19 protein-coding genes are annotated in these 22,268 nt (G+C 46.8%); 5 read left to right on the plus strand and 14 right to left on the minus strand.

The genetic code is table 11. The features are described from left to right. Positions 1 to 222 precede the first annotated feature (222 nt). The 5 genes from abc-f to ACH97_RS11205 form a co-directional block, all read right to left on the minus strand. Entirely contained in the window at positions 223 to 1,851 is a 1,629-nt protein-coding gene (gene abc-f, locus ACH97_RS11185) for a ribosomal protection-like ABC-F family protein (protein ID WP_020450702.1), read from the minus strand. A 334-nt stretch (positions 1,852 to 2,185) separates the two neighbouring features. Beyond that, positions 2,186 to 3,724: a bifunctional GNAT family N-acetyltransferase/carbon-nitrogen hydrolase family protein gene (locus tag ACH97_RS11190; protein ID WP_020450701.1), complete on the minus strand. Its 1,539-nt coding sequence runs from the start codon at positions 3,722 to 3,724 to the stop codon at positions 2,186 to 2,188. A gap of 23 nt (positions 3,725 to 3,747) precedes the next feature. Further along, a complete protein-coding gene (locus tag ACH97_RS11195) occupies positions 3,748 to 4,410 on the minus strand; it encodes an HAD family hydrolase (protein WP_020450700.1) in 663 nt (220 codons plus the stop codon). Between the two features lie 138 nt (positions 4,411 to 4,548). After that, the gene (locus ACH97_RS11200; RefSeq protein ID WP_373368040.1) at positions 4,549 to 4,953 is read right to left on the minus strand and encodes a CBS domain-containing protein; all 405 of its coding nucleotides are present in this window, start codon (positions 4,951 to 4,953) and stop codon (positions 4,549 to 4,551) included. Positions 4,954 to 5,142: 189 nt separating this feature from the next. After that, a complete protein-coding gene (locus ACH97_RS11205) occupies positions 5,143 to 5,511 on the minus strand; it encodes a YhcU family protein (protein WP_020450698.1) in 369 nt (122 codons plus the stop codon). Positions 5,512 to 5,623: 112 nt separating this feature from the next. Here ACH97_RS11205 and ACH97_RS11210 point away from each other — a divergent pair, with 112 nt between their 5' ends. Beyond that, positions 5,624 to 6,541, plus strand: a complete 918-nt coding sequence (locus tag ACH97_RS11210; RefSeq protein WP_020450697.1) for an RluA family pseudouridine synthase — start codon at positions 5,624 to 5,626, stop codon at positions 6,539 to 6,541. Positions 6,542 to 6,571: 30 nt separating this feature from the next. On the opposite strand, the gene ACH97_RS11215 is transcribed toward ACH97_RS11210, so the two are convergent. The 3 genes from ACH97_RS11215 to ACH97_RS11225 form a co-directional block, all read right to left on the minus strand. Beyond that, on the minus strand, positions 6,572 to 7,156 hold the full coding sequence (locus ACH97_RS11215; protein ID WP_020450696.1) for a class D sortase: 585 nt from the start codon (positions 7,154 to 7,156) through the stop codon (positions 6,572 to 6,574). Next, the gene (locus ACH97_RS11220; protein WP_048350327.1) at positions 7,153 to 10,773 is read right to left on the minus strand and encodes a DUF6359 domain-containing protein; all 3,621 of its coding nucleotides are present in this window, start codon (positions 10,771 to 10,773) and stop codon (positions 7,153 to 7,155) included. The genes ACH97_RS11215 and ACH97_RS11220 overlap by 4 nt, the downstream gene beginning before the upstream one ends. 112 nt (positions 10,774 to 10,885) lie before the next feature. Beyond that, the gene (locus ACH97_RS11225; RefSeq protein WP_048350326.1) at positions 10,886 to 12,907 is read right to left on the minus strand and encodes an ATP-binding protein; all 2,022 of its coding nucleotides are present in this window, start codon (positions 12,905 to 12,907) and stop codon (positions 10,886 to 10,888) included. Positions 12,908 to 12,958: 51 nt separating this feature from the next. Between ACH97_RS11225 and ACH97_RS11230 the strand changes: the two genes are divergently transcribed. Both ACH97_RS11230 and ACH97_RS11235 read left to right on the plus strand, forming a co-directional pair. Beyond that, positions 12,959 to 13,279, plus strand: a complete 321-nt coding sequence (locus ACH97_RS11230; protein WP_048350325.1) for a hypothetical protein — start codon at positions 12,959 to 12,961, stop codon at positions 13,277 to 13,279. 316 nt (positions 13,280 to 13,595) lie between these two features. Then, the gene (locus ACH97_RS11235) at positions 13,596 to 14,243 is read left to right on the plus strand and encodes a spore coat protein (RefSeq protein ID WP_020450692.1); all 648 of its coding nucleotides are present in this window, start codon (positions 13,596 to 13,598) and stop codon (positions 14,241 to 14,243) included. On the opposite strand, the gene ACH97_RS11240 is transcribed toward ACH97_RS11235, so the two are convergent. Further along, complete coding sequence (locus ACH97_RS11240) at positions 14,233 to 15,132, minus strand: hypothetical protein (protein WP_230459164.1); 900 nt, start codon at positions 15,130 to 15,132, stop codon at positions 14,233 to 14,235. The two genes, ACH97_RS11235 and ACH97_RS11240, sit on opposite strands and share 11 nt — an antisense overlap. A 115-nt stretch (positions 15,133 to 15,247) precedes the next feature. After that, positions 15,248 to 15,826, minus strand: a complete 579-nt coding sequence (locus ACH97_RS11245; protein WP_020450690.1) for a YhcN/YlaJ family sporulation lipoprotein — start codon at positions 15,824 to 15,826, stop codon at positions 15,248 to 15,250. Positions 15,827 to 15,971: 145 nt separating this feature from the next. On the opposite strand from ACH97_RS11245, the gene ACH97_RS11250 reads away from it, so the two are divergent. Together ACH97_RS11250 and ACH97_RS11255 are read left to right on the plus strand one after the other, a co-directional pair. Beyond that, positions 15,972 to 17,768 (plus strand): S9 family peptidase, encoded by a 1,797-nt coding sequence (locus ACH97_RS11250; protein WP_020450689.1) that lies wholly within the window; start codon positions 15,972 to 15,974, stop codon positions 17,766 to 17,768. A 47-nt stretch (positions 17,769 to 17,815) separates the two neighbouring features. Next, positions 17,816 to 18,157, plus strand: coding sequence for a hypothetical protein (locus ACH97_RS11255; RefSeq protein WP_020450688.1), 342 nt, complete (start codon positions 17,816 to 17,818; stop codon positions 18,155 to 18,157). Between the two features lie 45 nt (positions 18,158 to 18,202). Here ACH97_RS11255 and ACH97_RS11260 read toward each other — a convergent pair whose 3' ends face one another. The 4 genes from ACH97_RS11260 to ACH97_RS11275 all read right to left on the minus strand — a co-directional run bounded on the left by ACH97_RS11260 (position 18,203) and on the right by ACH97_RS11275 (position 22,209). Continuing rightward, positions 18,203 to 19,588, minus strand: coding sequence for an L-cystine transporter (locus ACH97_RS11260; protein ID WP_020450687.1), 1,386 nt, complete (start codon positions 19,586 to 19,588; stop codon positions 18,203 to 18,205). A 126-nt stretch (positions 19,589 to 19,714) separates the two neighbouring features. Then, complete coding sequence (locus ACH97_RS11265; RefSeq protein WP_041817169.1) at positions 19,715 to 20,533, minus strand: MetQ/NlpA family ABC transporter substrate-binding protein; 819 nt, start codon at positions 20,531 to 20,533, stop codon at positions 19,715 to 19,717. A gap of 21 nt (positions 20,534 to 20,554) precedes the next feature. Continuing rightward, positions 20,555 to 21,205 (minus strand): methionine ABC transporter permease, encoded by a 651-nt coding sequence (locus ACH97_RS11270; protein WP_020450685.1) that lies wholly within the window; start codon positions 21,203 to 21,205, stop codon positions 20,555 to 20,557. A gap of 2 nt (positions 21,206 to 21,207) precedes the next feature. Continuing rightward, entirely contained in the window at positions 21,208 to 22,209 is a 1,002-nt protein-coding gene (locus ACH97_RS11275; RefSeq protein WP_020450684.1) for a methionine ABC transporter ATP-binding protein, read from the minus strand. Positions 22,210 to 22,268 lie beyond the last annotated feature (59 nt).

The raw sequence follows: 22,268 nt of genomic DNA on the forward strand, positions 1-22,268 counted from the left end.
CTTTTCTCACAGTTATGGCAGAAAGACAATAAAAAAAGGCAGCACTCAAATAACCTGTGTCAACCAGGCGTTTGAATGCTGCCTAACTTGTATGCATACCCATACAACAAAATCAAGCAGTATTAAGATATCGAAAGAGAATATATACAGTCCGTGCATACATTCCATTGCTTTTGCCTTCTATAACTGTAGCAATATCCTATCAAATGTGATAAAAATGTGTCAACCCTGCCGCCGTTTCTCTCTTGCGAATGTATAGTTCCCTTCATACTTGACGAGTTTCTTGCCGTCAAGCCACCAGGTAACATTGAAAAGCCGGTCAAGAAAGTATCTGTCGTGCGAAACCGCAATAATCGTCCCTTGAAATTGGCTTAATGCTTCTTCAAGCATCTCCTTCGATTCGATATCCAAATGGTTTGTCGGCTCATCGAGGATCAGCACATTATGGTTTTGGTGAACGAGCTGGGCCAAGCGGAGCCGCATCCGTTCGCCTCCGCTTAAATTTTTCACTTTTTGAAAGACGGATTGGCCGAAAAACAAAAACTTTGCAAGCAACATTCTGGCTTCGCCTTCTGATGCAGAAACATGTTCACGGAATTCGGCTAAAACCGTGCGCTCTTCCTCCATTTCGCCGACATGCTGCGTCAGATATGCGGCCGATAAATTGCTGCCAAGCTGCACGTCACCGCTGTCCGGCGTTTCCTTCCCGCTAATGATGTTGAGCAGCGTCGTTTTGCCGCTGCCGTTCTCTCCGACGATGGCGGCGCGCTCCTGAAAACGGACATGCATATTGAGATTGTCAAAAAGCAACCGCTCACCGAAGCTTTTGCAGACATCCTCAAGCCTGACGACATCTTTTCCGCTTCGTTCATCCATGCTGAAAGCTAAATCGATCTTTTTGCGTTCCAGTACGGGTTTTTTCACCTTCCCCATGCGTTCCAAAGCTTTTTCCATGCTTTTCGCTCGCCGGTGCAGGCCGTCATTCGGAGGATTGGCGCGATTCGCCCATTCCTTCAGCCGCTTGATCGTTTCCTTCATTTTTTTGATTTTCTTCTGCTGATCCTGATAGTCATGAAATTCTCTCATGAGGCGCTCTTCCCGTTCATCGGCATAATGTGTATAGCCGCCTTTGGAAAAGTGAAGCTCTCCCTGGTCGATTTCAAGAATTGAGGTGACCGCTTCATCCAGGAAATAGCGATCATGCGATACGATGACTGCTGTGCCTTTGTACTGCTTTAAAAAAGATGTCAGCCATTCGATCGCTGTCAAATCCAAATGGTTTGTCGGTTCATCCAGCAAAAGCAGATCCGGAGCTGCCAAGAGAAGCCTGGCAAGACCCGCTTTCGTCCGTTCTCCTCCGCTTAACTCCCGCCACTCGGCATCGAGTAGCCGCTCAATATTCAAACCGTGCGCCACCCGTTCGATTTGCGCACTGATGCCGTAGCCGCCTTTTCGCTGAAATTCATCTTGCAAAGCCCCGTACTTTTCCAAAAGAAGACTGAGTTTTTCCGCGTCCTTTTCAACCGCCAATTGCCGTTCAATCCGGGAAAGCTTCTGCTGTGTGTCCCATAATGATGAAAAAACGTCATAGAGCAGCTCTTTTACCGTTTTCCTGCCGTCCCATGCGGGATTTTGCTCCAAGAGCCCCGTTGATAATCCTTTTTTCCAAGTCACAAGGCCTTCATCAGGTTTCATTTGGCCGCCGATCAGCTTTAACAACGTCGTTTTCCCTTCCCCGTTTCGTCCGATCAGACCGATTCGCTCCCCTTGGTGCAGGTCCCATGACAGCCCGCTGAAAATCGTATGTCCTCCGTATGTTTGCCCGACACGTTGCAAACTGCATATTATCATCTATCTTTCCTCCGCATCCCGTGAAGAGACACTGAGCATAAAAAAGACGGCAGAGCTTACACCCCGCCGTCAGCATCAGAAAATCCGATTGTGGGCAGATGTCTCTCACTGGTATTTTTTCCAATTGAATGTGTAAAAAAGGGCAGACTGATCCCGTAATACGCATTCCCCGGAAAAAATCGCGCGACAAATATACAGATGAGCTTGCATATCCGTCATGCGCTTACCAGTTTGATTCATCTTTTCCACCTCCTTTTAATAGTTACAATATATGAAAAATAGAGAGAAAAGTCAACATGAAAAGCCGGCCTCAAGCGGCCGGCACACGAATCTGCTATTTTTGATAATGAATCCGGTAGATGTCATGGCGTCTGTCTTTGAGCTGCCGGACCGTTCCGTCCTGCCGCTGCCTTCTGAGAATTTCCAGGTCGACATCGCCGATGACCACCATTTCAATGTTCGGATTGCATTCGCCGACGATTCCGTCCCTTGCGAATTCAAAATCTGAAGGAGCGAAAATCGCGGATTGCGCATATTGGATATCCATATTTTCGGTTTGCGGCAGATTGCCGACCGTACCGGAAATAACCGTGTACACCTGATTTTCAACCGCTCTTGCTTGAGCGCAGTATCTGACTCGCAAGTAGCCTTGGCGGTCTTCCGTGCAGAAAGGGGTAAAAATAATCTTGGCCCCTTTTTCGGTTGCGATTCTGCCGAGTTCCGGGAACTCGATGTCATAGCAGATCTGGATCGCGATTTTGCCGCAGTCTGTGTCAAAGACGCGCACTTCGTCCCCCCTGCTGATGCCCCACCATTTTCGTTCATTCGGGGTAATATGAAGCTTATATTGCTTTTCGATCGTTCCGTCTCTTCTGAACAAGTAAGCGATATTGTAGATCTTCCCTTCTTCTTCAACGAAGTGGGAACCGCCGATAATGTTGACATTGTATTTAACGGCAAGATCTGTGAACAGGCTGATATAGTCTTCTGTATATTCGGTAATCCGCTGAACGGCCAGGCTCGGTGAGCGCTCTTCAAGAAACGACATCAGCTGCGTCGTAAAGATTTCGGGATAGACGGCAAAATCCGCTCCCGCGTCTGAAGCTACATCTGCATAGTATTCGACTTGGTTGGCAAACTCCTCGAAGGAATGAATCTGCTTCATCTCATATTGAATCACACAGATTCTCACCGGAAAAGCTGATTTGTAATAGCGCTTCGTCTGCGGCAAGTAGTCGACATTATTCCACTCCATCAATGTCGCATATTTGCTTGATGCTCTGTCATCCGGGAGATAGTTCGGGTTGATCCTCATCATCGTAAATCCGTTCAACAGTTGAAACGAAAGGACCGGATCATAGATCTGGTGGTGGATGACTTGTTCGACATACTCCCTCGGCGTCATCTCGGAAGCGTACTTATGATAGTTCGGAATCCTGCCGCCGATGATAATGCTCTTTAAATTTAAGCGCCTTGCCAGATCTTTACGCGCTTCATAGAGACGGTGGCCGATCTTCATCCGTCTGTATTCAGGATGAACCATAACCTCGATCCCGTACATGTTTAAGCCGTCGGGATTATGATTCGTAATATACCCGTCGTCTGTAATATCCTGCCATGTATGTCTGTCATCATATTCATCAAAGTTGATCAACAGGCTTGAACAGGAACCGATCACTTCTCCGTCAAGCTCTGCGCAAAACTGGCCTTCCGGGAAGTGTTCCAAATGGCTTTCCAGATGTTCCCGTTTCCATGGGATCATTCCCGGAAAACATAGCTCTTGAAGCCCGATGATGCTGTCGATATCTTTTTCTTCAATATTGCGGATGACAATCTTTTTTTCAAAGCGGGAAAGATCCAGTTTTTCAGACACGTCCCATTCCTCCTCTGCCTTCTTTATGATGGGTCGGAAATTTTTTCGATCAGCTGTTCCAGCTCCATTTCCGCCATTGATTCCAAACGGTGGTCATAATGCTCGAACAGCAGGCTTTTCGTTACTTTATTCGGTACAATGACACATTTCATTCCGGCTCTTTTCGCGGCGATTGATCCGTTGACAGAATCTTCGAACGCAATGCACTCTTCAGGCTTCACACCGAGACATTCCGCCGCTTTTAAATAGAGTTCCGGGTTCGGTTTGACTTCCTCAACATCATCGGCCGTTCTGATGCACTCGAAATCATCGTACAGGCCGATTTGTTTCAAATGCTGAGACACCCATTTATAATCCGAGCTTGACGCCAGGCCGATTTTTAAACCGAGCTCTTTCGCCGCGGACAAATAAGCTTCCACACCGGGACGCGCTTTTTCGCTTTCCATTCTTTTCGTAAAACGCTCTTGCCTCAATTTCGTCAATTGCTCATGGTCCAGCTTTTTTTGCAGCTGTTCCTCCAAATAAGAGAACGGCCGGAATCCGGCGGCCGTGCCGATGACATTTCCCCAAACCGACATTGGCAGCTCTGAGCCGTGCTCTTCAAAAATTTCCTGGAGCACTTCATATTCGTGCGTTTCTGTATCTAAAATAAGACCGTCAAAATCAAATATCACTGCTTTAATCATCGCGCTTTAGCCCAACTCCTTTTGACTGTTTGCACCATTCATTGTATCCTTCTTGCCGCCCCTTGAAAAGAGAAGACACTAAAAACCGGTATGTATAAATGAAGAAGAGCCTGCTGTAAGAGGCAAGCTCTTCCGTTCTTACTGAGTCCGTGCCGGAGTGGAAATGTTCGTAAGCGCCTGTCCGGCAGATTCATTGGACATTTCGTTTACCGCCAGATCCCCGAGCGCCAAAATCCCGACTAAATGGTTGTTTTCGACGATCGGCAGACGGCGGATTTGACTCTGAGCCATCATCTGTGATGCTTCTTCAAGGCTCATGTTCGGGTTCCCTGACACAACATTTGTTGTCATCACGTTTGAAACAGGTGTCTGCCCATCCTGGCCTTCCGCTGTCGTTCTGAGCGTGATATCACGGTCTGTGATCATTCCTTTTAACACGCCTTGATCCACGACCGGGATCGCCCCTATATTATGGCGGCTCATCAACTCAGCCGCTTCTTGAACCGTTTGATTGGAAGAAATTGTTGCCACTTGTCTAGACATCGCATTGCTGATTGTCGTCAATAGACTGCACCCCTTTCGATTGTTAGTATGTACAGGTCATGCACATGCTAAAAAGGAAGTTGGCACCATTTCATTGTGTTTTCCGCTTATTTCTTATATCATCTTTTCATAAAAAGAAGAGCTTTTCCGAAAACGGAACAAGCTCTTTCAATTCAGACAAACCCGGCTTTACATCAGCATTTTATTGTCGGTATTCACGATATGAAAGTCGGCAGATGTCAGAGGGAAGTACAGACCGCAGTCATTCAGCTTGCGGCAGTTTTTATCGAACAAATCACGATCTTTCAGCACCCACCGGCGCTTCGCCTTAGTTAATAAGGCATGAATCAATTGCAGGCTTGTCATAATCTGAAACGCTTCATCGAGCGTTCCTTTGTATTCATCCTCTTTCAATTCAAGCACGCCCTGCTTTTTGAGTTCTTTTATTTTTTGTTTATTCAAGTACAATGGAAATATTTGATACAGCTCTGATACAAGCTCTTCTATATAAATTTCTTGTTCTTCAGTTGCTGCCTTTACAATTCGCAAATTGATCACCCTTCATCCCTTGTTCAAATCTCTTCAAACAGAATAGCATACATAAACAATGGGCTGTGAAGGTAAGTGTTTCCTAATGGCTCAACGCTTTTTACAGAAAGGAGCAGTAAAAATGAACCAAAAAAATCACGGCTTAATCTTCAGCGCAGGCAGCCGGCATCACGGCGAACATTTATTTGCATATTTAAAAAGAGAAGCGAAAGCATCGAAGCCTGTCATTCAATACTGGATCGCAAATGAGAAAATTAAAGTGAATCATAAACCCGTGGATCATAACGTTCAGCTTGAGTGCGGAGACAGCGTAATGATCGATCTCAGAGAGGAAGAAGAAAGCGGTATCGTCCCTGAATACGGAGAACTTCCCGTTCTGTTTGAAGATGATCATATGCTCATTGTCAATAAGCCGGCGGGAATGGCGACACATCCGAATGAAGCTGGCCAGACCGGCACGCTGAGCAACCTTGTGGCGTTTTATTTTCAAATGAACGGGGAGGAGCGAAAAGTCCGGCACGTCCACCGTCTTGACAAGGATACGAGCGGCGCTGTCGTTTTTGCAAAGCACCGCCTCGCCCACGCCCTTTTAGACGAACAGCTGCAAAGAAAAGAACTGGCGCGGACATATCTAGCTGTAGCGGAAGGGAAATTCAGAAAAAAAACGGGAACTATTTCGGCGCCGATCGGCAGAGACAGGTACCATCCCGTCAGAAGAAGGGTGTCCAATTCCGGACAGCCCGCCGTGACCCATTTTGAATCGTTAGGGTATGACAGCCGGCACGATGTTACACTATGCAGGCTGCAGCTGGAGACAGGCCGAACCCACCAAATACGTGTTCACCTTGCAAGCATCGGTCATCCTTTGTCAGGCGACACTTTATACGGCGGTTCAGAAGGGCTTTTTCCGAGGCAGGCTCTTCACGCGATCGAAATCAATGTCACCCATCCGATCACAAAAGAACGCGTCACTGTCACAGCACCGCTGCCGGATGACTTGAAAGACGAAATCGGACGACTGTTCGGCACGATTGATTAACCATAAAAAGGCTGTCCATTAAGGACAGCCTTAAAGCGGTTTTGCATACATAATATAGCGCTCAGGCGCATTTCCGACATAAGAAAACGGATAGCATGTCGTTAACAGCAATTCTTCTTTTTCGTGCTGCAGCGTGATGATGGATGTATCATCTTGATCAACAATTTTCGTGTGTGTGATTTCATATTCGAAGCTTCCGTATGGAAGCTCGATTTTCAGCTTATCTCCGATTTCCAGCTCCCCTGTTCTGCGAAAAACCGTATCCCTGTGCCCTGAAAGAACAATTTGCCCGTTTTGTTTTGGATAATAGCTGTCTTTATAATGACCGACGCCTTTTTCCAAATCATCGGGACTTGTTCCTTCAACGATGGGAAGCTGAGCGCCCAGTCTGGGTATATGGAGGATGCCTGCCGCTTCGCCGTTGGCGGGCTTAAACGATGCTGGCGCTGAGGGGTGCTTTGCCGAACGGACGGATTGACTCGATGCAATGGCTTCTTTTGCTTCAGTTAAAGAAATATCGGTCTGTCTGTTCATATCGAATATTTTCCAGCCGCCATATGCAAAAATGGCAAGCCCCGCCGTCATCAGCAGAAACGATAACATCTTCACTTTCATAGTTTTGCAATACCCCTTTTCCGCATATAAAGAATCACTCCGAACATAAACGTCAGGAAGCCGTACAAAAGGAAACCGCCGTAAGAAGCCGCCGTGTCGGGCAGCTTGTGCTCTTCACGCGAATCTGACAGAAACGCATCATTTGACAGACCGTCCATCTTCTCCTCCGGCGCATCCGCCCCTTCACCGATCGTCACGCCTGCAACAGGAACAGCACCGCTCTTTGACGTATCGCCGGTATTGCCATGAACCGACTTTTCTCCGCTGTCATTGCCGGGCTTTTCTCCATCGCCCTTATCTCCAGCCGGTTTTTCTTCGTCATTCGGATCAGCGCCTCCGCTTCCCGGTTTTTCTTCGTCATCAGGATCTGCCCCGCGTCCGGGTTCTTCTCCCGGACGTGAATCATCTTCTGCTAATTTTTTGATTCGTCCTTCGGCAGCATAAGCGATCGGTTCTTTAAAGCTTTTGACAAATTCTACTGTAGCTTCGATATCTTCCGGACCTGTGACCGGATTTTTTCCAAGCCGGGAAATCGGCAAATACTTGCTGCCTGAAGCAGATGCCATAAAGTTGTTTACGGTCAGCGTATATGTCCGGTCTACATCAATCGGCGTTCCGTCCTCAAGAAAAATATCCGCGGTTTTGTTTGTTTTCGGGTCCCACGTGTAGGTAAAGCCGCTGATCGAGTAATCCGGGCCGTATGATGGGGATATTTGCGCGTCTATAATATCGTATAAATCCCTGCCTTTTATTTCAAGCCGGACGAGTACATTGCCGAAAGGCTGGATATTGAACAAGTCTCCCCATGTAATCGTTCCTTTTTTTAAATCTTGACGGATGCCGCCCCCGTTCATTAATGCGAAATCTGAATTCATCGCGCTCCGCATCCCGTCAGCAATCAGATTTCCGAGAGGGGTGTCTCCGTCATTTGAATAGCCCCCTGCCATATCGTGTGCAGCCTCACCGACTTTCTCGCTGATGATCGGCGCAACCATCCGCTCATATTTATCCAATATCTGACCGACCGCCGGATCCGGCTTGAGCTTTTCCTGATTCACATATTCGATTTCCGCTTTCTTTTGAACGATGTCCTTCGTTTCCCGATCGATTTCAAGGTCGACGATACCGATTGCCTTCCCGTATTCGTATGCTTGAACGATTAAAATATCATTGACTTGGCCGTTGACCACTTCATGATTGTGGCCGGCAAAGATGACATCGATCTCAGGATCTGCTTTTTTAGCAAGTTCGGCTGATTCACCGGTCACAACTCCGCCGTCCTGGGAAGCTGTCATATGGGCGAGCACCGCTATCGCCCGGACCCCTTTCGCTTTCAGTTCTTTTGCAGCCTGGTTGACGGCCTTTGCTTCATCTGTAAATTCAATTGAGCGAATTCCTTCGGGCATAACCATATTGGCGGCCGCCTGTGTCACGACGCCGATAAAAGCGACAGGCACTCCTTCAACTTCAATGATTTCATATGGAGGAAGAAAGCTTTCCCCGTTTGTTTTCAACTTGCAATTGGCGCAGACAAGCGGGAAATCCTGTCCGTCATAACCTTTTGTCCCTTTCCCTTCAGGGTGTTCGCCGCCGTTCAACATACGCAGCAGCTCTTCGGTCCCTTCATCAAACTCGTGGTTCCCGACGGTTCCTACATCAAATCCGATTTCCTCCATGACTTCAACTGTCGGTTCGTCCTGAAGCAGGGAAGAAACCGGCGAGCTTCCGCCGATCATATCGCCTGCGTGGACGATCAGCGTATTTTCCCGCTCGGCTTTTTTCTCTTTGATCAATGCTGCTGCATAATCCATCCTGCCGAATGTTCCATCTGTCCGGCCATCGCCGTTTAGATCGAGCTCATATTGCTGATCGATCTTTCCGTGCAGATCATTCATGCTTAACAGGCGCAGCGGAATATTGCCGCTTTGCTCTTTTTTCGAATAGCCTGCAGCTTCCGCTTCTTCAGCCGACGCAAAGAAAATTCGTCTTTCCACCGGAATCTCTCGCCACTTCTCAGGCGCAACATACGTTTTTTCCGCAGAGTCACCGACATGCCGCGTCAGCCCTTTGCCCTGCTCCCTGGCACGAAATTCAAACGGCATTTCGAGGAGCGGATCAGCGGGATTCCAAATACCGATTTTCTCATCTTTCGCCTTTTTGACGGCGCTTTGAAACAATTGATAGTCTTCATCACTTCCAACCGGCCAAATGAAATAGGTGACGGCCATCCCCTTTTGGACAAGCTGTAAATTCGTATTGACGCCGTCTTCAGTGATGACTTGGGCAAGCAGGCGGCCGTAGCTGTCTTTTGCTTCCTTGCCCACCTTCACAGTGACTTTGTCTCCCGGAGCCAATATAGACTGCAAATATTCCTTCGCCTTGTTGCCGTGCTTCAGCTGGTTTTCATCTAATTCATTTTTCGGCGTATGATAAGTTTCGGCTGTATCTATGTTGACATAGCGGACTTTTGTAGATCCGAGAACCGGCTCTTTTAAGTGAATCGTATCCCCGTCAACAACTCGTTCCACAACGCTTTCGTATTCCCCTTCAGCTGCGGGGGGAGGATGCGCGATGCCGTCTAATATCTGAAGATCGTCCTGCTTTCTCGGCAGAAGCTGCACCGTATCATAACGGCTTAACACGCCGGTAATTTCGTACCATTGTCCTTGTTCTATCGAACCGGCGGCATTCGTTTGTTCCATCACCCTTAGTGTGAGCGGATGATAGTTTTCATCGATCATCGTGATATTATAGCCGCCGCCTGCCGGCGCATCCGGCTTTGTTTCAATAAAGCCTTTCATCTTTACTAGCCGGCCTTCGTATTCAGCTGCCGTTCCCTGATCGAGCACATCTTTAATGGTCAGTGGAACAGGGTCGGGCAGTACCGCTCCTTCTCCGGTTACTTCAATGCCTGACGGTGCGGGAACGATTTCTGTCAATCCTTTGTATGTCGTGATCTTCCCCGTGACCGAGACAGACATTCCCTCTTTCAGCTCCGGAAAATCGCCTTGTGCAGCGGAATAGATATTGATTCCCGCCGTGTCGTCCTGAATAAATGTGGACAGCTTTCCTCCTCCGACAGCCGCCTGATCTGCAGTGACAATTCCTTTGATTTTGACCGTTTCATTTAAAAGCTTGCGTGCCTCGGCTATCGTTTTGATCTCAGGCTGGACAGGCGGTGCATCGCCTCCGGAAAATGTGATGGATTGAACGGATTTCAAACCGGGGGAATTAAAATATGTAGAGCGTTCGCCTTCGATGATGAGTTTTTTTCCGATGAGATGAGGGTTTGTCTTTAAACCGAACTGGTCTCTGTAAGATGCGGGTATCTGCACGGGGAGTATGTTCTCAGGTGATGTTTCCTCTTTTTTATCAGCGATTGCGATGTTATAATCGTTGGCGAAATTTCCGCTGAAACGATAATGGCCGCTCGACACAGTGTGCCCGACGACATACCCTTCAACGGCTGCATGCCCTTCGTTGTGCTTAATCGCTTCTTCTACGGTAATCGTTTCTGAAGCGCGCGATACATCCGCAAACGGCGTCAAAAAAGACGCAATCATCATAAGCGTGATCGTCAAACCAGCTAAAAAACGACACTTTAGAACATTGACCATATATTCGCCTCCCGTTTTTTGCTTCCTGTCAAGTTTATCTGATGATGATAAAGAACATATGATTTTTTTGTAAAATTTTCAAAAAAGAATGAGAACAGGGATGACCGCATTCTCATTCTTTAATCGGAAGCTTCAATTTTACGGTCGTTCCTTTTCCTTCCTCGCTTTCAAAATGAATGCTTCCGCCGTGATTTTCAATAATTTTAAATGTAACCATTAATCCGAGCCCGGTTCCTTTTTCCTTCGTTGTATAAAATGGCTCCCCAAGCTTTTCAAGCACATCTTTTGAGATGCCCTTGCCCTGATCTTCAAAGGTGATGAATACGCTGTCTTTTTCATAGTAGGAACGTATTGTAATAAAGCCTTCAGCATCCTCCATCGCCTCGATCGCATTTTTTAATATGTTGAGGAAAACCTGTTTCAGTTCATTTGAAACAGCGAGAATCTCAGGGAGATCTCCGCTCAGCTGTTTCTCGATCCGCACATTGTTCAGCACGGCCTGCGACTCCAATACCATGCAGACATCTTCAACAATCGAGTTGACCTGAACCGGATCAAATGTAGTCGATTTTGTTTTGGCCAATACGAGAAATTCGTTGATAATCGCTTCAAGCCTGATGAATTCGGACATCATCACTTCCGCATAATCTTTTTGATATTTTTTAGACTGGATCATCAGCTGGAGGAACCCTTTCAGAGATGTGAGGGGATTCCGTATTTCATGAGCGATCCCGGCAGCAAGCTGCCCGACCGCTGACAGCATTTCCGATTTCATGAGCATTTTTTCAGATCGCTTTTGGTTTGTAATGTCCTCGGATATCAGCATAACCTGATGCACGTTCCCCGCGCTGTCCTCCACAGGAATAAGGGAGATTTGCTCCCACCTGTCCTGCTGCTCCCCATCCTGGTAATTAAGCTCCCCTGACCATGGTTTCTTATCAAGGGCGTGCTTCCAGAAGCGATTGAGATCATCACAGTGAAAATGCTTGCGGTAAATGTCAAATACATCGCCGCCGATAAGGTCATCCGGATGTTTTTCGAGCATCCGGCAAAAGCGTTTGTTTGCATAAGTGACCGAACCGTCGACCGAAGTGAGCAATATGTTGGCCGGACTTTGATCAATAGCCTGTGAGCTGATATGCAGCGCCTCGTTCGTCATTTTCAATTCAGTGACATTCGTGAACGTGACAACAATGCCTTCAACCTTTTTCCCCGAAGCATAATAGGGCATCATTTTCACGGTATACCAGCCGCCGTTTGGCATTTCGAACTCTTTTACGACCGTCTTGTTTTCATAAAGCGTGCGCTTTATGTCATCGGCATACTCCTTATAGTTGAACCTCTCTGTCAGCTTATCGGCAGGCCTTGAAAGGTCCTCTTTTTTCAGGTCGAACATGTTGGCGGCTTCTGGCGTAAATAATTTCAATTTCAATTCCTGATCCAAAAAAACGGCGGCGATGTTCGTGCTGGTCAGCAGATTGTTCAGATCATTTTTAAGGGTGTTCAGCTCATTCACTTTCTTTTCAAACGCCCTGTTTAGCGCCGTTAATTTTTTGTTTTCCTCTTGAAGCTTTTGATTGGCAGACACCAAAGCGTCATTGGACGCTTCGAGCTCTTTTACCGTCCGGTACAGATGCTGGAGATGAAGCTGGCCGTCCTCTCCGCCGGATACCGGCGCGCGGGCTGCCTCTTCTTTTGCTTTTTCGATAAACAGCACATAAAGCTTGTGATACTGGCGGAAGAAACTTTTTAATGTCAAATGAACAAAGGATAGTTCTCCGCTTAAATAAATCGGAACGTTTTTAAACGACACTTTTTTCTCTTTCTTTGCCCGCTGTAAAGCGGCATTGACCTGCACGGATAAGCTCGCGGGAAAAGCTTGATGAATGTTGCCTTTTGAACTTTTCAAATATTGATCGGCGCTTTCTGAGGACGCGACAATTTCTCCCCGGTCATTCAGGATCAGACAAGGAAACATATACTGGTCGATCAAGGAAAGATAAATATCATCCAGCCTATGAAAACCACTCAGTTCATTGATTTTTTTATATACTTCTGTTTGCACCTTCGGATACACAGAATCATTACCAAATAAACCTGACATTTTTCCAACCGTCTCACTTGAGCCCAGCATTACAAAACTCCTCCTTTTCTAAGTGCAAAATCAAAAAGGAAAACACCTTTTTTGCATTTTCATGATGATTGGCAGCTGAAATCATTTACGGAGGGAGAATCCTTTACAGATCGCGCAGGGGCAATAAAAAGTTTGCAGGCACCTTCTTTAAATGCCAAAGTTCTTCATGCCGATATCCACCCGGGCATTGCAAATCGATTGTTTTTCAGTCCATATTTAAACAAAGTGCGTGAACACAAAACCGACATCGTCTTTTATTCTTTCTTCCGGCAGCCTTTATTTGAATCCGACCTGTTTCGGCTCATTTGTTTTTTCGGATATCAGACATCCATCCACTCACCGAATTCCTTTAACTGCCGGAAGCATGCATGAACATTTCATCACCGCCCGGCAGATATGTGCTCCGTTTACAAAGGTACGAGGAATCTCAAAACCGGCCTGAATTTCCTCTCCTGATCCTCAGTTTTTTCAGTTTGACGCCAAAATGACCTCATTTCCACTTTCGACCAATGAGATGATATATTGTCTTGAACACAAGACCCCCATAATATTTTCTCTGAACTAAACTATTCGACGGTTAGAATAAAATCCCTTTAAATCCAGTTTATCGATTATTCCTTTTTTGAATAAACATGACGGCAAAAACGAAATATAATAGTTGAATTACATTTAAGGAGGATACGTTAGAGTGGAACAGCAAAACCAGCCGCAAATGCAAATCAATCAAGGCAATGAAGGAATGCAGCATATGAATCATGGGGGCCACGAAGTGTTTGACATGCATGAAGTGTTGTCCGGTATGATCGGCGTTCTTGAGCAATATATGATGTTCAGAGAGCATGTCAAAGATCCGGAGCTGCTCGATATTTTGGACAGGCAGCACCGGTTTATTTCGTCTCAGTACAACATCACAACAGAATGTTTCAGAACGGGGCAAAAGCCGAGCCAGGAAACGGCAACATATATGATGAAAGAGGATCGCCAATTTGTCTACGGGTTAAAAGATGCCCAGCCGAAACAGCCGAAGCAATCCGTGCAGGCCATTGATGACGCCTGTATCAGCAGCTTTATGCTCGGCTTGATGAAAACCAATTGTTCAGCATTGGCCATGGCGGCTCCAGAAGTGACAAACCCTGTCTGCAGAAGGGTTCTCGCAGACCAGATTCCTCACTATATCGAAATGGCTTATGAAATTTTCCTTTATCAGAACAAACACGGATACTATCAAGTTCCTCAGCTTGCACCACAAGACATGCAGAAGATGACTTCAGCATTCGCTCCGGTGCAAGGTCAGCCGCAAATGCCTCCGAACGGGCAGCAGAGACCTATTCATTGATAATGAAAACGGCACGGAAGGTTTCCTCCTTCCGTGCCGTTTTTTTCGCTTCATATTTCCGTTTGAATTCTTTTTCAAAGCCGGGTAAAGACTGACCGACGGCGGCCTTAAATCCGTCTTCAAAACTTCCCCGCTCAGCCGTTTCCTCGATAATGTCGAGGATGACACCACTTCCTTTTTTCTCAGCGAGCTCTTCAATCAAATAATAACTTTGTAAATAAATATCGGTTTCATATCCGGTACGGGCTTTTTGCCACTGCCGGTCGGTCTTCAGCTTGCTCAAAGGAACGGCTGACGGCAAAGTCCGGGTTTCTATAGCGTCATGCGCAGAAGCCCATTCCGCCACTCCCTCGTGAAACCAAAGCGGATAAGCTGCCGGGTCGGCATTCAGTTCTCTCAGCTTGACGTGAAAAGCATAATGGGTATACTCATGTATCAGCACCCGTTTGTACAGGAAGACGGCGAATCCCTCGCCGCTATTCAGATGCTTTTTCTCCTCGGGCAAAAGCCCGATCATCCGCATATCATTTGAGTAAAATCCGGTGATATCCTTTAATTTTGAAAATGACTCCATATCATCACGGTTTGAAAAAAAGATCAAATCAACGCTGTCTTGAAGAGGGCTGGCAAACAGTTCCCGATTTATGTCAGCTGCATCCCGAAGCGTCTCCTTTGTCAGCTCCAGAATCGTCCTATCTTCTTCAGCGTAATAAATGCTGACACTTTCATATTTAAGCATTTTCAGCGATTCTTTCAGTTTTTCTTTTTTCCCCGAAAGAACAGCTGCCTCAGGGCTCTCTTGGCTGAACACGACAAAAACAGCCAATAACAGAGCGGATAGAGTGCCCGCCATAATTAAAATAAAGGCTGCTTTCATCTCTCCCGTCACATGTCATCCCTCCATCCGCAATGTGCTTCACTGTACTACACAATATGCGGGAAGGTTCAGGAAGTGGCCTGTATGAAAGCAGCCAACAAAAAAAGCCGCTCATTGCGGCTTTTGATTATCTTTGATTCGGGAAAATTCTGTTGATCGTTTCACCGAATTCTTCAAACATGCCCTCGATTGGTTCGCCATTTTGGATTCTGTCGCCATAATTTCTCATCCGGTCAACAAAATCAGGATTTGCCGAAACGAATACATTGTTGATGTTATTGTCTGCTTCTTTAACCTTTTTCGAGATTTTCCCTTTCAGCTCATTCGTTACGTCGCCTTTCGGATTGCCTTTCAAAACGACCGCTACATAAGCGTTACGGTTTGTCGTAATGACGTTTGCACTTCTGACTTCTTTCAGTTCCGTCACTTTGTCTGCGGCTTTATCCGCCACTTCCATATTATTATTATCCCGGTTGGCATCGCGGTTGTCTGTCACATTCATTTGGTCGTTGACGTTTCTGCCGTCGTTGACGTTTCTGCCGTCATTGACATTCGTGCGGTCGTTATCTCTGTTTGTTACATTTTGAAGCGCATTGTCCTGGTTGCGCCGGTTGTTATCCGCTCCCTGGTTTGCCATGCCGCATCCGGCTGTGAACAGCAGCGGAAGGAGCAAAGCAGCAATCGCGCTTTTTTTCATATTGAACATTAAAATTACCTCCTATAATGATTTACGTATAGTTTTTTTCTTTTTCGTGTTATTTATTTGTCTAAAGGATATTTTTTATACGCGACTTTTGTTATGATCTTGTTGAATGTAAAAATACCCAAATAAATCCGGAGGTGTATATGAAATGGAAAAAGCAAAAAGCATTTTGTATGTGCTGCGAATTAAAGACTTTGCGGTCCATCCCGATGAGACACAGCTTGTTTTTGATACAAATCTCAACGGAACATCAAACCTGTGGGCGATGGATCTTCCCGATGCATACCCGTACCAGCTGTCCTTCTTGAATCAGGATGCAAAAGGAATCGCCTACAATCCCGACGGCTCTATTCTCTATGCCGGTTTTGACCATGACGGAAACGAACAAAGCGGACTGTACAAGCTTTCTTCAAAAAACGGGTCGTTCCATTCATTAAACGGAAACCAAACAGACCGCCACTTCGAGCCCATTCCTGTCCAAAATGCCGTTTACTACTCCTCTACAAAGGACAATCCGACATTTTTAAATACATACAGATACGATTGTCTCACTGAAAAAGAAGAGCTTATTTTTGAAGGAAAAGACGGAACTTCAATACTGGCTGATGTAAGCCCGGGCGAGAAAGCCGTCAGCATCCATGTCTACTATGTCAACAGCCACAATGTCTGCATGATCCATACCGCTGAAGGTGTGACGACAGGAATCGTCCCCGATGAGACGCTGCCTCATATGGTTTATTCTTCCCACTTTGCATCTGATGATCGGTTATTCGTCACGACAAACTACGAAGCCGAGTTCTCATACCTTGCCTTGTACACCGTTTCATCCGGTATTTTTGCGCCGGTGCTTTCGATTGACAAAACTGATTTAACAGCCATCCACGCTGATCCGAGTGGAACTTTCCTTTATCTGATTGGAAAAAAAGGCGTCAAAGAGGTAATGTATGAGTACAACACAGCAACAGGAGAAAGCCGTCAGGTGGACTGCCCTTGCACATCCATTTCGAAAATACACTGCGCCTCTTCGGGCACGCTGTACATTCTCGGCTCAACGCCGACCAGGCCGGCTAATCTCTATGTATTAACGAAAGGACAGACGAAATGGCGGCAATTAACGAAACATTCGGTTCCGGGTTTCTCCGAACAGGAGCTGTCATATCCGGAGGTTGTGACATATCCTTCTTTTGACGGTCTCGCAATAGAAGGGCTGCTGTTTAAGCCGGTCCCGGAAGAAGCGAACGGCTGGACGATTATTTGGCCGCACGGCGGACCGCAAGATGCAGAAACCTTTATGTTCTATGATCTCTTTCAACTCGCTGCGAAAATGGGCTACCAGTTATTCGCCCCTAATTTCAGGGGATCAGCGAATTACGGCTATTCCTTCTTTAAAATGGTTGAACAAGATTGGGGAGACGGACCGCGCCTCGATATGACTGCAGGCATCGACTGGCTTATCGATCAAAAGCTTGCGGACCGCGAAAAACTTTTTTTAATGGGGGGCAGCTACGGAGGGTATATGTCGCTATTGCTTCACGGAAGGCATCCAGAGTATTTCCGCGCCGTCGTCGATATATGCGGAGTCAGCAATCTGTTTTCGTTTGTCGAATCCGTACCGGATTTCTGGCAGCCGATGATGGAAAAATGGGTCGGCAACCCTGAGCGGGATTATGAAAAACTGAAAGCCGATTCTCCTGTTACATACCTGGAGAATATGACTCAGCCGATGCTGATCATCCAAGGCGCAAACGATCCCCGCGTCGTAAAGGAAGAGTCCGATCAGGTCGTCGATCGGTTAAAAGCCATGGGGCGGAATATTGAGTATCTTGTTTTGGAAAATGAAGGGCACGGTTTTTCTAAAAGAGAAAATAAAATAAAAGCCTACCATAAAATTTTCGAATTTTTCGAAAGTAACCGCTTATATCTCGCGGCACAGCTTGAAGAATAAAACCGATCAGGACTGGGGATGGTATACGTAAAAAGGAGGTTGACCCTTTGTTTAGAAGAAGATCAGGCATCCATCCCGCTGTATTGGTTTTAGGATCAGCTGCATTGACCGCGGCTTTTTCTCCCGAAATCCGCAAAAGATTGACAGGCATGTTCGCGAAGGGCATGGGAGGTCGACAGCAAGGTAACGGCCGAAACCAGATGATGATGAATCCGGCTGACATGATCAAACAGGCTTTCAATTCCGGAGGACAGTCACAGGAACATCGCCAGTCAGGCCATACGGCAAACGACCAGCATCAATCAAGCCATATGACTGCCCCGGTTAATGTCATGAACGATCAGACTGCAAACCAGACGATGTTCGATAACGACCAAAACTATTCATAAAAAACGGCCCGCACGAGCAATCAAGCTGTGCGGGCCGTTCTTCTTTTACACTTCTGCTTCAATGATATTAGTACGGTCTTGGTACGTGTCTTTTTCAAGTTCATTTGTTGCTTTGCTTGTGACAAGTCCTGACGTCATGCTGCCGCTGACATTAAGAGCCGTACGCCCCATGTCGATGAGCGGCTCAACCGAAATCAGCAGTCCAGCAAGCGCTACGGGCATATTTAACGCCGAAAGGACGAGAAGCGCTGCAAATGTCGCACCTCCGCCGACGCCTGCCACTCCGAAAGAGCTGATCGCAACAACAGCGATAACCGTGAACAAAAATGACGGCTCAAGCGGATTTTGTCCGACCGTCGGCGCAATCATGATCGCGAGCATTGCAGGGTAAATTCCGGCACATCCGTTTTGTCCGATGGACAGTCCGAAGGAACCGGCAAAGTTTGCAATGCCTTCGGGAACACCGAGGCTGCGCTGCGTTTTAATGTTCAGCGGCAAAGCGCCTGCGCTTGATCTAGATGTAAACGCGAATACAAGGACCGGAAACGCCTTTTTCAAGTATGTGACAGGATTTAAACCGCTGAATGTAATGAGCAGCAGGTGAATGATGAACATGACGATCAGCGCCACATATGAAGCGATGACAAATTTGCCGAGCTTGGCAATGCTGTCGAGATCGCTCGTTGCAATCGTTTTTGTCATGATCGCCAATACACCGTAAGGCGTCAGCCTCAGAATCAACGTCACTACACGCATAATGATCGCATACACGGCATCAACCATCTTTTTGAAAAGCTCAGCTTGTTCAGGCTGTTTTCGATTGACCCCGAGATACGCGATTCCAAGGAAAGCCGCAAAAATAACAACGGCGATCGTTGATGTCGGTCTTGCTCCCGTAAAATCTAAAAACGGATTCCCCGGAAGAAGCTCGACAATTTGCTGTGGAAGTGTTTTGGCTTCCATGTCCTGCGATTTCTGTTCGAGTTCCGCCCCTCTCATTGACTCTGCCTGGCCTTGATCCACATGGACAGCCTGCAGGTCGAAAGCAAGTGCGGACGCGATTCCCACCGCAGCAGCGACAGCTGTCGTCGCGATCAAGAGGCCGATGATCAATCCGCTGATTTTTCCGATATTGTGCGTCAGTTTAAGCTTTGTAAAAGCACCCAAAATCGAGATGAATACAAGCGGCATAACGATCATCTGCAAAAGCTTCACATAGCCGCCGCCTGCAATATTAAACCAATCAGATGTCTGCGTAATCGTTTCTGAAGACGAACCATATATAAAATGCAAAGCGAATCCAAAAACAATGCCGATTCCCAGAGCGGTAAATACCCGCTTAGAAAAAGAAACATGTTTTTTTTGCATCATATAAAGGAGCGCCATCAGGCCGAGCATGACGATAATATTAATAACAACAAATAATGTCATGGTAACAAAAGCACCCCCAGAATTTTTTACATTTAAAAACTATAGTACAACAAACCTGATTGGTCAAGTAGGAATTATCGATGTATTTCAATATATGACCCGGGAATCAATTGCGCGACTGACATTTTATTCGCCGATGTCTTTCAGTGGAACAAAAGTCGGCAGCTGTGCACCGTCAAACTCTTTTTTGATCAATTCAGCGGTATCGTCTGATTGGTACAGCTCAACGATCTTTTTCAAATCTTCACGGTTCCGGTCTTCTGTTCTGGCCGCAATAATGTTGATGTACGGTGTCGCTGTTTCGTCTTCCAGTTTAATCGAATCTTTGACAGGATGGAAGCCGGCGTCAACCGCTATGCCGTTGTTGATAACAGATGCAGCGACGTCGGGAAGCACGCGCGGCGTTTGCTCTGCGGCCACCGTTGTGATTTTGAGTTTTTTAGGATTTTCTTTAATCGCATCAAGCGTTCCGTTTCCGTCAAATCCGTCCTTTAATTGAAGCAGGCCGGCGGACTCCAACAGGAGCAAGGCTCTGCCCATGTTCGTCGCTTCGCTCGGAACAGCGATTTCCGCGCCGTTTGGTATATCGTCAGGCGAATCATACTTCTCGGAATAAATGCCCATCGGAGCGATGATCGTTGTGCCGATCGGCGATAGTTCAAGATTGCGTTCCTTTTTGAATGCATTAAAGTAAGATATCGTCTGAAATGCATTGGCGTCAATGTCACCGCCCGCCAAAGCCTGGTTCGGCTGAACATAATCAGAATATTTGACGATTTCAAGCTTTAAGCCTTCTTTCTCGGCTTTTTTCTTCACAAAGTCCCAGATTCTTGTATCCGTTCCGCTGATGCCGATTTTAATGGTTTTCGCATCAGAGTCTGCCGCACACCCCGCGATCACTCCCGCAAGCAGCAGTAAAATGATAACAAATGTGAACTTTTTCATCATAGCTGTCTCCCTCTCTGTTTATCTTCTTCTCAATTTTTTGGACAGAACGTTTCCGGATGTCTGCAATCCCTGCACAACGATGACGAGAATTGCAACCGTGATGATCATCGTCAGCGTGTCAAACCTTTGGTAGCCGTATGTGATCGCCAAATCCCCAAGACCGCCGGCGCCTATCGCACCAGCCATCGCCGACGCTCCGACCAATCCGACCGTTGCCACCGTAAAACTCAGCACAAGCGAACCGAGCGCTTCCGGAATCAGAAACCGGAAGATGATCTGCCGCGGAGTCGCTCCCATTGCTTCAGCGGCTTCAATGACTCCCGGATCGACTTCAAGCAGAGAGTTCTCGACGAGCCTTGCGATGTAAGGCCCCGCATAAAAAGTCAGGGGAACAATCGCTGCCGATGTGCCGATGGACGTCCCCACAATCAGCCTTGTCACCGGAATTAAAGCAACCATCAAGATGATAAACGGAACGGAACGGAAAATGTTAATGATCATATTGACAACCGTAAAAACTGCCGGATTTTCAAGCAGATGCCCCTTCCTTGTGACAACCAGCAAAATGCCGAGCGGAATGCCGATCACGCTTGAAAATAAAAGCGAGAAAACCGTCATTTGAATCGTCTGAACCAGTGCGTCAATGATTTGGTCATATGTAACAAGCATGCTTATACCTCCCTGATGCGAATGTTTTCTCTGCGGATATATTCGAGCGACCGCCCGATTTCACCGTCTTCCCCCTGCAGTTCAACCGTCATACTGCCAAACGGAATTCCCTGAAGCTCTGTAATCGTTCCGTGCAGAATGTTGACTTCTACGTCAAACCGCTTTGCCACTTGCGAAAGAAATGGCTTCCCGGAAGATTCGCCGACAAATTGAAGCTGGTAGAGATGCTTCACATTTAATTTTTGAATCGATTCAGGTATCTCGTGGTCGATGGCTGATTTGACAAAGCTTTTGGCCGTTTCGGTTTCCGGCGCGGAAAACACGTCAAACACGCTGCCTGATTCAATGATCCTTCCTTTTTCAATGACCGCGACTTTGTCGCAGATTTCTTTTGCCACATTCATTTCATGAGTGATCAACAAAATCGTGATGTTATATTGTTCGTTGACGCGCTTCAGCAGCTTCAAAATATCGCCGGTCGTCTGCGGGTCAAGCGCGGATGTCGCTTCATCACAGAGCAGAACCTCCGGATTTGTCGCCAGCGCCCGGGCAATGCCGACGCGCTGCTTTTGGCCGCCCGACAGCTGATCCGGATAATCGCGGGCTTTATCCTCAAGTCCGACAAAATGGAGCAGTTCCGTCACTTTTTGCTTGATTTCGGCTTTCGGTGTTTTGACAAGCGCGAGCGGCTCAGCGACATTAGCGAAAATCGTCTTTGAATTTAACAGGTTAAAATGCTGAAATACCATGCCGATCTTCCTTTTAACAGCTCGAATCTCAGCTTTCGACAGAGACATTAAGTCTCTTCCGCCGACGAATACCTTTCCGGCCGTCGGTTTTTCAAGGAAGTTCACACAGCGGATCAGCGTGCTTTTCCCTGCGCCGCTGAATCCGATGACGCCGTATATTTCCCCTTTATCTACATGAAGGTCGATTCCATTGAGCGCATGAACCTTCTGTCCGCCGCTTTCATAGACCTTTTCAACGCCTTCAAATGTAATCATGATGATCTTCCTCCTCTTTTTGGCTAACAAAAAAGGCTCCCTCTTAAAAAATAAGAAGA

The organism is Bacillus paralicheniformis (assembly GCF_001042485.2).
In the GTDB taxonomy this organism is placed as follows: domain Bacteria; phylum Bacillota; class Bacilli; order Bacillales; family Bacillaceae; genus Bacillus; species Bacillus paralicheniformis.

Bases quoted from the DNA above. Each gene is read 5' to 3' on its own strand.
- ACH97_RS11260 (WP_020450687.1), bottom strand. From the start codon at position 19,588: ATGACATTATTTGTTGTTATTAATATTATCGTCATGCTCGGCCTGATG.
- ACH97_RS11220 (WP_048350327.1), bottom strand. From the start codon at position 10,773: ATGGTCAATGTTCTAAAGTGTCGTTTTTTAGCTGGTTTGACGATCACG.
- ACH97_RS11250 (WP_020450689.1), top strand. From the start codon at position 15,972: ATGGAAAAAGCAAAAAGCATTTTGTATGTGCTGCGAATTAAAGACTTT.
- ACH97_RS11275 (WP_020450684.1), bottom strand. From the start codon at position 22,209: ATGATTACATTTGAAGGCGTTGAAAAGGTCTATGAAAGCGGCGGACAG.
- abc-f (WP_020450702.1), bottom strand. From the start codon at position 1,851: ATGATAATATGCAGTTTGCAACGTGTCGGGCAAACATACGGAGGACAT.
- ACH97_RS11270 (WP_020450685.1), bottom strand. From the start codon at position 21,205: ATGCTTGTTACATATGACCAAATCATTGACGCACTGGTTCAGACGATT.
- ACH97_RS11225 (WP_048350326.1), bottom strand. From the start codon at position 12,907: ATGCTGGGCTCAAGTGAGACGGTTGGAAAAATGTCAGGTTTATTTGGT.
- ACH97_RS11210 (WP_020450697.1), top strand. From the start codon at position 5,624: ATGAACCAAAAAAATCACGGCTTAATCTTCAGCGCAGGCAGCCGGCAT.
- ACH97_RS11195 (WP_020450700.1), bottom strand. From the start codon at position 4,410: ATGATTAAAGCAGTGATATTTGATTTTGACGGTCTTATTTTAGATACA.
- ACH97_RS11265 (WP_041817169.1), bottom strand. From the start codon at position 20,533: ATGAAAAAGTTCACATTTGTTATCATTTTACTGCTGCTTGCGGGAGTG.
- ACH97_RS11215 (WP_020450696.1), bottom strand. From the start codon at position 7,156: ATGAAAGTGAAGATGTTATCGTTTCTGCTGATGACGGCGGGGCTTGCC.
- ACH97_RS11245 (WP_020450690.1), bottom strand. From the start codon at position 15,826: ATGTTCAATATGAAAAAAAGCGCGATTGCTGCTTTGCTCCTTCCGCTG.
- ACH97_RS11200 (WP_373368040.1), bottom strand. From the start codon at position 4,953: ATGTCTAGACAAGTGGCAACAATTTCTTCCAATCAAACGGTTCAAGAA.